Source organism: Intestinibacillus sp. NTUH-41-i26, from assembly GCF_032769475.1.
GTDB lineage: Bacteria > Bacillota > Clostridia > Oscillospirales > Butyricicoccaceae > Agathobaculum > Agathobaculum ammoniilyticum.
In genome coordinates, this window is sequence record NZ_CP136477.1 from 140,691 (window position 1) to 152,421 (window position 11,731).

Consider the following 11,731-nt stretch of genomic DNA (forward strand, 5'->3'; position numbering starts at 1 on the left):
CTCTTACATCGCGTCGTAGATCTTCTGGAATTCATCGCGCTCGTCCTTGCCGATGCGGATAAAATGCATCGAACGGGGCTTCTCGAGCGGCTTAATGCCGGTTGCGCCGCTGGTGCGTGCAATAACAACGAGCGGACGGCCCTTATGCGGGGTTTCAAACGCCTTGCAGAACGCTTCAATATCGTGGCCGTTGCATTCCACGCAGGTCGCGCCAAAGGACTCGAAACGAGCAACGATCGGTTCCTCGGTCATCTGATCCGCGATCTTGCCTTCAACCTGCTGGTCGTTGGCATCGACAACAACGATAAAGTTGTCCAGTTTATAGTGACCAGCCGCTTGGATACACTCCCAAGTCTGGCCTTCCTGCAGCTCGCCATCACCCAGCAGCACATAGCACTTGCCGGTGTCGCCGCGGCGCTTGCGGGCATGGGCAGTGCCGCCTGCAATCGAAATTGTCTGGCCGAGCGAGCCTGCGGTGTTTTCAAAACCGGGAGAATGCTCTGCGCCGATCATTTCCATATTCCAGCCGTCGACATTGAACTTCTCCATGCAGTTCGGGCTGATACGGCCGGTCGCCGCCAGCGCACTGTAAATAACCGATGCGTAATGGCAGCAGGAAACAAAGAAGCGATCCTTGTCTGGCGCAGGGGCGCCGTTATACGCAGAACCGCGCTGATAGTCCATGTTATCAGGGCCGGGAACGCCGGGGAACGGGATTGGCTCCCAGTTACCGACGGACGGACCGAGGTTCATCACCTTAGTATAAAGGGAAGCAATGATTTCTGCCGAGGAGCATGCCTGCGCCAGATAGCAGCCGCCGGTCTGCAGGGCTACGCCCAAAATCTGCTTGCGGATCTGGTTGGCTACTTTCTGGACTTCTTCGGTAGAATATTTTTTTTCCGCCATAATATTGACTCCTTTCTGATAAGCGCGTGAAAACAAATGTCGGATTATGCAACCCACTGCTGCTGGGTGCAGCGATACACCGTTTATCGTGCTTTTATTATTTCATAAATATGAACAAATGTCAACTGCATTAAAATGGATATATTGACTAAAAACCCCATTTGGTTTTTGTTGAAATGATCAAATTAAACAATATTTTTCTGGTTTTTGCTTGACAATACAGCCGATCACGCTATAATAAATGCAACTGGATATGATAATTTGTCAAACGAAGAAAGAACATTATTTCTATATATGAACATATTTTCAAGCAAGAGGGGATGCGATGATGAAAGCTGTTGTCAAAACCGAAGCGGGATACGACCATATGCAATATATGGATATCCCGGAACCGGAGGCGATGGGAGATCTGGTCAAAATCAAGCTGGCGTATTCCGGCATCTGCGGAACCGATTTACATGCCTTTAAAGGCACTTATGCAAGCACCAAACCGCCAGTGGTTTTAGGGCATGAGTTTTCCGGTATTGTCACCGCAGTCGGCCCCGATGTCAAAAACATCAAGGTCGGCGACCGCGTGACGAGCGAAACCACTTATAAAACCTGCGGCACCTGCCCGATGTGCGCAAGCAAGGACTACAATCTTTGCGGCAACCGGCAGGGCATCGGTACACAGATCAATGGTTCCATGGCGGAATATCTGGTCAGCCGTGAAGAAAGCGTCCATGTGCTGCCGGATAATGTCAGCCTGCTTTCCGCTTCGCTGACCGAACCGCTTGCCTGCGGCGTACATGCGACGATCGAAAAGGGCAACGTACAGCCCAACGACGTCTGCGTTGTATTTGGCGCGGGTGCGATTGGCCAAATGGTCATGCAAGTCGCCAAGAGCCAGGGCGCAACCGTTATCGTCGCCGGCCTGACACACGATGCCGAGCGCTTCGAAATCGCAAAAAGCGCAGGTGCGGACCGCTGTGTCGACCAGATGACCGAGGATCTGAAAGCAATCGTCATGGAAATGACGAACGGCGTCGGCGCAGACAAGTGCTTCGAATGCTCGGGCGCTGTACCTGCGGCCAATAAGGCGCTTGAGATCGTCCGCCGCAAGGGCACGGTCGTACAGATGGGCGTGTTCCCGGAAGCACACGAAAGCATCTGGACCGACCTGATCCTGCACAAGGAAATTGCCTACGTCGGTTCGCGCAGCCAGAAGCCCTCTTCCTGGGTCAAGTCGCTCGAACTGCTCGCAGCCGGTACGGTCGTACCGGAGAAGATCGTCACCTCGATCGATCCGCTGGAAAACTGGCGCGACGGCTTCGACAAGATGATCCGCGGCGAAGGCGCCAAGGGCGTTATCGTGCTGGACGGCTCGCTGAAATAAGCATAAAAAAGCAGGGATGCCTGCATCCCTGCCTTCGCATTTTTTCACCCCTCATGTTTCGAACGGCTTGCCCTCCAGTTCCAGTATGCGGAGGGCAAGTGGTTCGTCCACGATCAGGGTATTGAGATATTTTCCGTGCAGCGCTGCCAGCGTGCATTCTGCCTTGGCTGCACCGGCATTGATGCCGATCGACCACGTCGGATAATACATCGCTTCCAGCGGGGCGGAAATCACAAAGCGGCCATCCAGCTGCACTTCCTTGCCGTTGATATCAAACATACGGCCAAGCAGGCTGGATACTGCGCCACGGCGCATCAGCTCCTCGCGATCCTCCGGGCTATAGCAGCCGGATTGATACAGTGAAGCATTCGGATCGTCCAGCGAGCCGATGCCGGTGATTACAATATCAACCGAGAGCGCCTTTTTCAGTGTTGTTTCGATCTGCGGTTCAGCAACCAGATAGGAATAAACCAGTTCGCTGTCCACATAAACCGGCGCATAGATGTTGGAATATGTGCCGCCTACCTTTTTCGACAGGCGCAGCGCCAACTCCAGCCCGTCTACACGGGGATTACCGGTACCCAGACAGCCGACCATCTGCACCACGTTAACATTATAATATTCGCTCGGCTCGACCGCATTGCACAGCGCTTCCAGCGCCCGGCCCCACGAGATGCCGATCGACATATTGTTCTCCAAAACCGTGTTGAGAAAATGGGCGGCGCACTTTGCGCAACGGGCAAGCGCCTTGTCGAACTCATAGTTGCCGGAAACCACAATCGCGTCACGCAGACCGAACTCCGTGCGCAGCGCATAGGACAGCTTGGGATGCTTGACGATCGGGCTGTGGATAATCACCTCGACAACGCCGGTTTCCTTGGCTTCATCCAACAGGCGTGAAACCGTTGGGCGGGAAATTCCCATGATCTGACTGATCTCCTGCTGGCTCAGTTCCTGCTGATAATAAAGTTCGGAAATATGCACCAGTAAATCAACACGATTGCTCACAAAAAGGCTCCTCTCACCAACAATGACGTGAAACTTTGTTCACCATTTGAACATAGTATAACCGATTTTGACGCAAATGTCAAATTATTCTGCGTTGACAGCATAGACAGAGTAAAATACAATAATCAAGCAAAACGGATATAATTCGACAGTAATCGGAGGGAAAAGCATCATGTTTAGCCAAGAATTTACAATCAAGAACCAGACTGGCCTGCACGCCCGTCCCGCGGCGCAGCTTACCGCGCTCTGCAAGGGATTTCCGGAAGAAATCCGCCTTATTACCGAGAAAGGGTCGATCAACCCCAAAAATATTATCGGTATTTTGAGCGCTGGACTGAAAAAAGGCACGCCCATCACCATTGAAGTAAAGGGCGAAAACGAACAGGAAGTCGGCAACAAGATCGTCGCTTTTCTCGACGGACTGAACGAATGATCAAGGGAGGCAAACACTATGGAACAGGCAACCTTTCGTGAATTGATCCTGCGCAATGTGGAGGCCAAGAATGCCGAGGACGCGATCCGGCAGGTCGGTCAGCGCTTTTTTGACGCAGGCTTTGTCAAGGATACCTATATCGATGCGGTGTTAGCGCGCGAGGTAACCTATCCCACCGGCTTGCAGCTGGCGGAAATAGGCGTGGCCATGCCGCATACCGACCCGCAGCACGTATATCGCCCCGGTGTCTGCATCGCGCAACTGGCGCATCCGGTCACCTTCGCCCATATGGGCGATCCTGATACGCTCGTTGAGGCGGAAATGCTGTTTATGATGGCCATTCAGGACCCCGATGAGCAGGTTGAGCTGCTGCAGAAAGTGCTCGGCGTCTTCCAGCAGCCGGAAGTAGTCGCGGAATTCCGCGCGGCAAAAACAGACGACGAGCTGTTTGCAGCCGCGCAGAAATATATCGGTTAAAACCCATCCATCTCATTTTCCGTTTACAACAGGAGGAATGTAATCATGAAAAGCTGTACGATTCTCTGCGTGTGCGGTTCCGGCACGGTTAGCTCGGCAATGGTAGCCGGCAAGCTCAAGGAAAAGCTGGCTGAAAAAGGCTGGGACGCTTCCATGACCGAAGCCAGCCCCAACAGCATTGCTTCTGAAATCTCGGGCAAGCAGTTTGACCTGATCGCCTGCGTCAGCCCGGTCCGTCAGGACTTCGGCATCCCGAAGGTGAAGGCTGTCGGCATGCTGACCGGCATGGCAGAAGACAAGGTGGTCGAAGACTGCCTGGCTATTCTGGAAGCCAAGGGCTGATTTCCGGCCTGCATCCAGCAAACCGATACAGACCTTATGCCGCCGCAATTCCGATTGTCCCGTTCAGACAAAAAAGGGGGAAAAGTAAATGACAGAATTTCTGCAGACGTTGAGCAATGTGTTCTCAACCTTTGGCGCAACGGTGTTCGTGCCCATCATCCTGTTCATCATTGGTATGTGCATGGGCGCGCCTGCAAAAAAAGCCTTTCAGTCCGCGCTGCTGTGTGCAGTCGGTCTGACCGGCTTCAACTTTGTAGTTAACAGCTATTCGGCGATTATCGCGCCGGTTGTCAATCAAATGGTCACCAACGCCGGCGTTAACCTGCCCGGCCTGGATACCGGCTGGCAATCGGTTTCGGTCATCGCGTATTCCACCAAAGTCGGCGTTCTGTTTATCGGTGTAGCCATCGTACTGCAGATCGTCCTTTTCTTGGCGAAGTGGACGGACGTTTTCATGGCATCCGACCTTTGGAACAACTATTCGTTCATGGTTTGGGGCTCGCTGATTTATGCCCTGACGGAGAACATGATGCTTGCGATGGCCTGCATGATTATGCAGCTGCTCTATATCCTGCTGTTCTCTGAAGCCTGTGCCAAGCGCTGGTCCACCTATTATGAATATGACAACTGCTGTATGACGGCGCCGCACCATCTGGAAAGCCTGCCGTTTGCGGTTATCATGAACTGGCTGCTGGGTAAGATCGGCTTCAACAAGATCAAGCTTAACGCTGAAACCCTGCAGAAAAAGCTCGGCCTGCTGGGCGAGCCGATGTTCATCGGCCTGATTGTCGGCGCCATCATTGGCGTGATCGGTAACTACAACATGCTGTTCGGCGAAGGCGCGCTGGCAGCTTGGGGCACGGTCAGCTCGGCTGCGGTTTCGACTGCGGCGATCATGGCGGTATTCCCCAAGGTTGCAGGTATCTTTGCTAACGCATTCACCACGATGTCCGACGCCTATAAGGCCAAGGCTGTCGAGGCCGGCAAGGGCCGCGAGTGGTACCTGTCCGTTAACGACGCCTGCGGTTACGGCGAACCGAACACGTTGGTTACCGGCATCATCTTGATCCCAATCATGCTGTTGCTCTCGTTCGTGCTGCCGGGCAACATCATTCTGCCGATGGCCGACCTGTGCGCGCTGCCGTACATGGTTGAAATTTTCATCTGCGTATCCAACGGCAACATTGCCAAGAGTGTGGTCAGCGGTGCGATCTGGTTCTCGCTGGGCCTGATCATCGCCTCTCAGCTGGCGCCGACTTTCACTCAGGTAGCTGTAGAAGCCGGCTTCCAGCTGCCGCAGGCAGGCGTGTACATCACCAGCTTCGGTATCCTTTGCCATCCGCTGATTGCCGGCCTGTTCTATTGCTTCCTGAGCAAGAACCCGATCATCATCGGCGCGGTTGTAATTGTATACTTCGTGATGTACTTCCTGTTCCGCAAGAATAAAGCCCGTTTTGTCGAGTATCTGGAGCGCTCTGCCGCAGAGTATTCGGCTTATTAAGTCCATTGCTTTTGGTATAAGGTTTGCAACGCAATAATCAACTAATCGGCCGCTGCTGCATTTTGCAGCGGCGGCTATCGTATTTAGGAAAAGGAGACCAAATGAAAGATTTCACCTTGCGGCCGCAAAAGGTCGTTGTTGTGGGCGACGCGTTCGTTTCGCCCGAAACCATGGAGCAGGCCGTCCGCGCGAGCGCGCTTTGCTGCGGCGAAATCCGGAAGCTGCGTTGGGGGTCGACCGACAAGCAGGAATTCACCGCCCGGCAACTCAGGCTTGAGCGCGGCGGCCCAGAGGCCGTCCCTTACGCCGATGGACTGGACGAAGCAATCGCGGATGCAGACGTCCTTCTGGTGCATTTCAACCCGGTGCCAGCCGCGCTGTTGGAAAAGGCCAAAAGCCTTAAGCTGATCCTGACCTGCCGCGGCGGTCTGGAGCACATCGATTTGGCAGCCGCCAGCGCGCGCAATATCCCGGTGCTCAATGTCATCCGCAACGCCGAACCGGTGGCAGACTTCGCGCTGGGCATGATTCTGTGCCTGACGCGCGACATCGCACTATCCCACCTGAAAATGCGCGGCGGGGAATGGTGCAAAAACTACTATAACTCGGATTTCCTTATGACCCTGTCCGGCCACACGGTCGCGCTGGCCGGTATCGGCAACGTGGGCGCGGCGCTAGCGCGCCGTCTGCTCGCGCTCGGCGTACCGGTCATCGCCTATGATGCTTATACCAACCCGGAAAAGCTCACGCAGGTGGGGCTGGGCGCGGTCAAGCTGGTTGATTCGCTCGAAGCGCTGTTCGAGCAGGGCGATATTGTTTCGCTGCATCTGCGCCTGACACCTGAAAACGAGCATATGATTGGCATGCAGTATTTCTCCCGCATGAAAAAGACAGCGTACTTCATTAACACCGCGCGCGGCGGCCTAGTCGATCAGCCTGCGCTGGTTGAGGCGCTGCAGCAGGGCTACATGGCAGGTGCGGCACTGGACGTATACGACAGCGAACCGCTCGACGCGGACTCCCCGCTGCTACAAATGGACAATGTGCTGCTGACCCCGCACATCGCGGGAACGACGGTGGACGCGATCCCGCGCGCGCCGTTTCTGCTGATGCGTGAAGCGGACCGCTTTTTGCAAAGCGGCGTCAACGATCGTGTGGTCAATGCCGCTTCGATCACTCTGGACTAATGAAAGGAAGAATATGCTATGCTGCTGAAGGAAGAAAGAGAACTGGTTGTAGAATACGGCAAACAAATGATCGAGCGAGGATTGACTGTGGGTACTTTCGGCAACCTGAGCGTGTATAATGAAAAGGAGAATCTGTTTGCCATCAGCCCGAGCGGTATGGATTATTTCAAAACCGCGCCGGAGGACGTGGTTGTGCTGACGCCGGAAGGCGAAAAGGTAGACGGCGACCGCAAGCCCTCGAGTGAAGTGGACATGCACCGCATTTTCTATCAGAAGCGCCCGGGCATCCATGCTGTGGTGCATACCCATTCGACCTTTGCCACCGCGCTGTCCTGCATGGGGTGGTCCATCCCACCGTTGCACTACCTAGTTGCCTATTCCGGCCGCGAAGTGCCGTGTACGCCCTATGTTCAGTTCGGCACCTATGAGCTGGCGCAGTGCGCCTGTGAAACCATGGGCGACAATTACGCCTGCATCCTCGGCAACCACGGCCTGCTGTGCTGCGGCAGCAACATCGGCTACACATTGGATGTGGCCGAGCAGATTGAATTCTGCGCGGAGCTGTATTACCGCGTGCGTGCGGCGGGACAGCAGCCCAACCTGCTGACTGACGAGCAGATAGGCGTTGTGCTCAACTCGTTCCAGAACTATCGGAAAAAGTAAAGCCGTGCGGCTTTGCCGCGCATGTTCAGGAGGAAAATCACATGGAAAAATGTGTTTACTGCGGTAAAGCCCTGCCGGAAAACAAACTGATGGCCAAAGTGCATACCAGGTCGTTCGGCGTATGCTGTGAAGAATGCCGTGCGCGTACTGAGCGCTATGTACAGCTCGACCGACGGTTCAAAACCGCGCTGTACCTGCTGGTATTCGCAGGCGGTTTGGGCTTTATGATCAGCGCATTCTTTGGCGGTGACGGGCCGCTGCACATGGTCGGCGCGTATATCGGCCAGTTGGTCGCCGGCCTGGCGTTTCTGGCTTTCCCCTATCCGATCAGTTCGTTTGAAACATTCCACAGCATGAGCATCAGTCGGGTGACGATGATCACCCGACTGATCGGCCTGTTGCTGAGCGTTTCGGCAGTGGTGCTGCTTGTGCTGACAGTCTGGGGGGCTTAATCACGCTATGCAACGGAGCGCTGGGGAGGAAACGTCTGATCTAGCAGTGAGATCAGTCCGTTCTGCAGTTCAACACTGGTTTTCTGTGTTCGTTCATACAGGAGGCATTGCATTTTCAACATTTGTATGGTTTCATCTTCATCAGAGAAATTGCGTAGATCTGTCCAAAATGCAAGACCATAATTTGCGATCTTAAGGGTGTCAGTTTTATCGGTTTTCATCTTTTGGAGGGAATTGTCACTGAAGTTATGGATGCGGATCGCGTTGACAACACTGACAAAGTACCCAGCTGCTCTAAGCATGTGCGCTATAGGTCGCCAATACATTCTGGTATGCTCCATGACGATTCGCATATCGCCGCCGATTTCTCGTAACTGTTCCACTAGTCGAGAGACTCCATCGGCAGTATGGTCGATCTGAACCGGAGGGAGGACAATTTTCCTATCAGCCCTGCGGACAGCGACCGCACGTTTTCCCTTAGACACATCAATGCCAACAGTAGTGATCGTTTGATTCATCATATAGCTCCCTCCAGCAATACATGAAATCAATACCAATCCTAATTTGTTTCCTATTCAGCTTGCGTTGTTATTCGAGCATGCGGCCACGCCGCTACCTCGATCTGCAAAATCGAACGCTGCAACGAAAGCGACGGTTGACAGTTTGCGGCCATGAGCATGAATAGCGCAAGCATCGCGTCGTCAGACCGATTCTCCCTTCATTGTAGCTTCGGAAAAAACTTCCGTATAGATCAAATTTCAATTTCTGGCCGAACTGTTCTTGGTCTTAAAACTCCCCCCATCCTTGGTTTGTTCCCAAACCCGCAATTCTATGTAGATGACGGATATTCCGATGCCAACTTCAACCGCACGGATTTCCAGCGCGTGATGCCGGACATGGAAAATGATAAAATCGGAATCATCATCACCAAGGACAAGCGTTACACCAACATTCAGAAATTGACGCCGGAGCTGCTGCGTCTGTTCATCCAGAAAATCGTGGTGCATGAAAAAGACGTAAAGTATTCTATACATGCACGCCAAACCGAAGTAATTCACTACACCGATATTGGCATGGTTGGCAACCCTGCTATTCGAGATCAAGCTGAAAACCTATAAAAGGCACAGAAATAGAAACACCCCTGCGGGCATCGTGAACCGATATCCGCAGAGGGATTCCATGCAATTGTAGATACCCTTATGAGGGAGCATCTAATTGACGGCGTTTTCCTTTGGCGCGTTGGGGAGCTGTGCCAGCACGATGGCGGCGAACATTAGCACACAGCCGAATATCTCGCGGCCGGATAGCGACTGGCCCAGAATCAGCCAGCCGGCAATGACCGAAATCACGGATTCCAGGCTCATGATAAGCGAAGCGACAGTAGGGTTCATCCCTTTCTGTCCGACGATCTGCAGCGTATAGCCCACGCCGGAGGACAGCGCGCCCGCGTACAGTACGGGCTTCCACGCAGCAAGGAGCGCGCCCAGGCTGGGCTGTTCAAACAGCAGCATGCCAACGGCAGCGATCGCCGCGCATACAAAAAACTGGACACATGACATTTTGACCCCATCCGTGCGCGGGGAGAAATAGTCGATTACCAGAATATGAACGGAAAACAAGAGCGCGCTGACAAGGCTGATTGCATCCCCAAAATTGATGGTCAAGCCATCGGTCATGCACAGGAAGTACATTCCCACAATAGCAAGCGCTATCCCGCCCCAAACTAACCGCCTGCATCTTCGATGGAAGAACAGCAGATTAATCAACGGGACGATCAGAATATAGCATGCTGTAAGGAAGCCGGATTTACCAACGGTCGTATAGAGTAACCCAACTTGCTGCGCAAGGTCAGACACACAAAGTACAGTGCCGCAGCAGATACCGCCGAGCAGCAGTGTTTTGCGCGCCCTGCACCGGTCGGCAGGCGTTTCGCCCGCGTGCCCCGGCCCCGAGCGGTGCAGCACGGCGACCACTGGCAACAGCACGATACCGCCGATCAGGCTGCGCGCGAACAGGAATGTAAGTGGGCCAACATAATCCATACCGACGCGTTGCGCAACGAACGCAAAGCCCCAGATGGTAGCAGTAAGGAATAACAGAAGAGAATTGCGGAGCTTCACAGGATTTCCTCCCAGGAGATTTGGTGTAGGACAAGGGTCATGGGTTCCCCTTGTTTTGCAGGTCGCGCTCCATGGTTTCCTGGATAGCGCGGGCAATAAAGGCGGCCATGCTTTCGCCCTGGCGTTCCGCATGCGCCTGAATGACCTGCTTCTGCCCTTTTTTGACGCGGAACTGGATCTGGTCGTAGGCTTTGGCGTTGTACTTTTCGTTTGCCCTGCGGCGTGCTTCACTGATTGGCATAGTAATCCCTCATGGTTGTACTGAAATCAGTACAAAATTTTGTGTTATTTTTGTGAAATTTAATAATTGATAATACACTGATTTCAGTGTATTATCTATACAGAGGAAAAGAGGTGAGAAAATGAAAAGTATCTTTGCAGAGATTTTCTATCTGTGGAGCGAGCAGGGCGAAAAGCCCCGCAAGGAGGCGCTCCTGAGCCGTTTTGACCGCCTGCACAGCATGACGGAGGCAGGGGAAAGCGGCGAACGGCTGTGGGATGCGTGCATGGACTATGCCGACCTGTTGGAGCAGCAGGCCTTTGAGATGGGGTTCGTCTGGTCGGCAGGTCTGCGGGAAGAGCTGGCGTGTTTTCGGCTGCCGCCGCGCACGGTGTACGAAAAAAGCCCGGCATCCGGCGCATAGCGCGAACGACGGGCTTCTCTACTGGAGCTGCTGACCGGATTTGAACCGGTGACCTCATCCTTACCAAGGATGCACTCTACCTACTGAGCTACAGCAGCAAAATGGCAGGGGCAGTAGGGATCGAACCCACGGCACTCGGTTTTGGAGACCGATGCTCTACCAGCTGAGCTATACCCCTGTATGGCTCCTCAAGTTGGACTCGAACCAACGACCCTGCGGTTAACAGCCGCATGCTCTACCAACTGAGCTATTGAGGAATGTCCAAAGATGCTGGTACATCTATTACAGTTAGCCTAAATATTATAGCGCGCATTATTTCAGTTTGTCAATAGGTAAAGATAAGAAAAACAGGAAATTTATAAATAGCGATCGGGGAGCGGAGGGGGAGGGCGTGGGTTTCCGCTTTGGCGAAAGCGGGGAAGCTGCGCCTGCGCGGCGCGGGCGGACAAGAGGGGAGAAACCGTCGGTTTCTCCCCTCTTGCCAATCACCCCTTTTCCCTGATGCGCAGGCCGGAGGCCGGAACGGCTGCGCCGTTCCTATTTCTGACCAGGACCGCTCCGAAAAAAATACGGAGGCTGTTGCGGGAGCTCTGTTCGCGCGGAGGTTAGAGCGGGACAGCGGG

At 53.8% G+C, this 11,731-nt stretch carries 14 protein-coding genes, 3 tRNA genes and 2 pseudogenes; 11 read left to right on the plus strand and 8 right to left on the minus strand.

What is annotated here, in order from left to right; translation table 11 throughout:
- Positions 1-3 precede the first annotated feature (3 nt).
- Entirely contained in the window at positions 4-906 is a 903-nt protein-coding gene (locus RX717_RS00640; protein WP_107631275.1) for a 1-deoxy-D-xylulose-5-phosphate synthase N-terminal domain-containing protein, read from the minus strand.
- A 400-nt stretch (positions 907-1,306) separates the two neighbouring features.
- Here RX717_RS00640 and RX717_RS00645 point away from each other — a divergent pair.
- Both RX717_RS00645 and RX717_RS15830 read left to right on the plus strand, forming a co-directional pair.
- Positions 1,307-2,137 (plus strand): annotated as a pseudogene (locus tag RX717_RS00645) (zinc-binding dehydrogenase); the annotation flags it as partial.
- Positions 2,138-2,146: 9 nt separating this feature from the next.
- Positions 2,147-2,269 (plus strand): annotated as a pseudogene (locus RX717_RS15830) (sorbitol dehydrogenase); the annotation flags it as partial.
- Positions 2,270-2,332: 63 nt separating this feature from the next.
- Here the strand turns inward: RX717_RS15830 and RX717_RS00650 are convergent.
- Positions 2,333-3,289 carry a sugar-binding transcriptional regulator gene (locus RX717_RS00650; RefSeq protein ID WP_107631274.1) on the minus strand — a complete coding sequence of 319 codons (957 nt, stop codon included), beginning with the start codon at positions 3,287-3,289 and terminating at the stop codon, positions 2,333-2,335.
- Between the two features lie 172 nt (positions 3,290-3,461).
- On the opposite strand from RX717_RS00650, the gene RX717_RS00655 reads away from it, so the two are divergent.
- The 7 genes from RX717_RS00655 (at position 3,462) to RX717_RS00685 (ending at position 8,344) form a co-directional block, all read left to right on the plus strand.
- On the plus strand, positions 3,462-3,722 hold the full coding sequence (locus RX717_RS00655; protein ID WP_054328146.1) for an HPr family phosphocarrier protein: 261 nt from the start codon (positions 3,462-3,464) through the stop codon (positions 3,720-3,722).
- 18 nt (positions 3,723-3,740) lie between these two features.
- On the plus strand, positions 3,741-4,199 hold the full coding sequence (locus tag RX717_RS00660) for a PTS sugar transporter subunit IIA (RefSeq protein ID WP_054328147.1): 459 nt from the start codon (positions 3,741-3,743) through the stop codon (positions 4,197-4,199).
- 45 nt (positions 4,200-4,244) lie between these two features.
- Positions 4,245-4,541 carry a hypothetical protein gene (locus RX717_RS00665; RefSeq protein ID WP_054328148.1) on the plus strand — a complete coding sequence of 99 codons (297 nt, stop codon included), beginning with the start codon at positions 4,245-4,247 and terminating at the stop codon, positions 4,539-4,541.
- 88 nt (positions 4,542-4,629) lie between these two features.
- The gene (locus RX717_RS00670; RefSeq protein WP_107631273.1) at positions 4,630-6,042 is read left to right on the plus strand and encodes a PTS galactitol transporter subunit IIC; all 1,413 of its coding nucleotides are present in this window, start codon (positions 4,630-4,632) and stop codon (positions 6,040-6,042) included.
- A 101-nt stretch (positions 6,043-6,143) separates the two neighbouring features.
- A complete protein-coding gene (locus tag RX717_RS00675; protein ID WP_107631272.1) occupies positions 6,144-7,229 on the plus strand; it encodes a 2-hydroxyacid dehydrogenase in 1,086 nt (361 codons plus the stop codon).
- An 18-nt stretch (positions 7,230-7,247) separates the two neighbouring features.
- Positions 7,248-7,892, plus strand: coding sequence for an L-fuculose-phosphate aldolase (locus RX717_RS00680; RefSeq protein WP_054328150.1), 645 nt, complete (start codon positions 7,248-7,250; stop codon positions 7,890-7,892).
- Between the two features lie 41 nt (positions 7,893-7,933).
- Positions 7,934-8,344 carry a TRASH domain-containing protein gene (locus RX717_RS00685; RefSeq protein WP_054328151.1) on the plus strand — a complete coding sequence of 137 codons (411 nt, stop codon included), beginning with the start codon at positions 7,934-7,936 and terminating at the stop codon, positions 8,342-8,344.
- A 5-nt stretch (positions 8,345-8,349) separates the two neighbouring features.
- Here the strand turns inward: RX717_RS00685 and RX717_RS00690 are convergent, their stop codons facing one another.
- A complete protein-coding gene (locus RX717_RS00690) occupies positions 8,350-8,865 on the minus strand; it encodes an IS110 family transposase (protein WP_107631271.1) in 516 nt (171 codons plus the stop codon).
- A gap of 156 nt (positions 8,866-9,021) precedes the next feature.
- Here RX717_RS00690 and RX717_RS00695 point away from each other — a divergent pair, with 156 nt between their 5' ends.
- Positions 9,022-9,462: a DUF4368 domain-containing protein gene (locus tag RX717_RS00695; protein WP_242977871.1), complete on the plus strand. Its 441-nt coding sequence runs from the start codon at positions 9,022-9,024 to the stop codon at positions 9,460-9,462.
- Positions 9,463-9,555: 93 nt separating this feature from the next.
- On the opposite strand, the gene RX717_RS00700 is transcribed toward RX717_RS00695, so the two are convergent.
- Positions 9,556-10,464 carry a DMT family transporter gene (locus RX717_RS00700; protein ID WP_054328154.1) on the minus strand — a complete coding sequence of 303 codons (909 nt, stop codon included), beginning with the start codon at positions 10,462-10,464 and terminating at the stop codon, positions 9,556-9,558.
- Positions 10,465-10,501: 37 nt separating this feature from the next.
- Positions 10,502-10,705, minus strand: a complete 204-nt coding sequence (locus tag RX717_RS00705) for a type II toxin -antitoxin system TacA 1-like antitoxin (RefSeq protein ID WP_054328155.1) — start codon at positions 10,703-10,705, stop codon at positions 10,502-10,504.
- Positions 10,706-10,826: 121 nt separating this feature from the next.
- Here RX717_RS00705 and RX717_RS00710 point away from each other — a divergent pair, with 121 nt between their 5' ends.
- Positions 10,827-11,108, plus strand: coding sequence for a hypothetical protein (locus RX717_RS00710; RefSeq protein ID WP_107631270.1), 282 nt, complete (start codon positions 10,827-10,829; stop codon positions 11,106-11,108).
- A gap of 22 nt (positions 11,109-11,130) precedes the next feature.
- Here the strand turns inward: RX717_RS00710 and RX717_RS00715 are convergent.
- From RX717_RS00715 to RX717_RS00725, 3 genes are all read right to left on the minus strand, one after another.
- Positions 11,131-11,206 (minus strand) — tRNA-Thr (locus tag RX717_RS00715).
- A gap of 4 nt (positions 11,207-11,210) precedes the next feature.
- A tRNA-Trp gene (locus tag RX717_RS00720) sits at positions 11,211-11,286 on the minus strand.
- A 3-nt stretch (positions 11,287-11,289) separates the two neighbouring features.
- A tRNA-Asn gene (locus tag RX717_RS00725) sits at positions 11,290-11,365 on the minus strand.
- Positions 11,366-11,731: the final 366 nt, after the last annotated feature.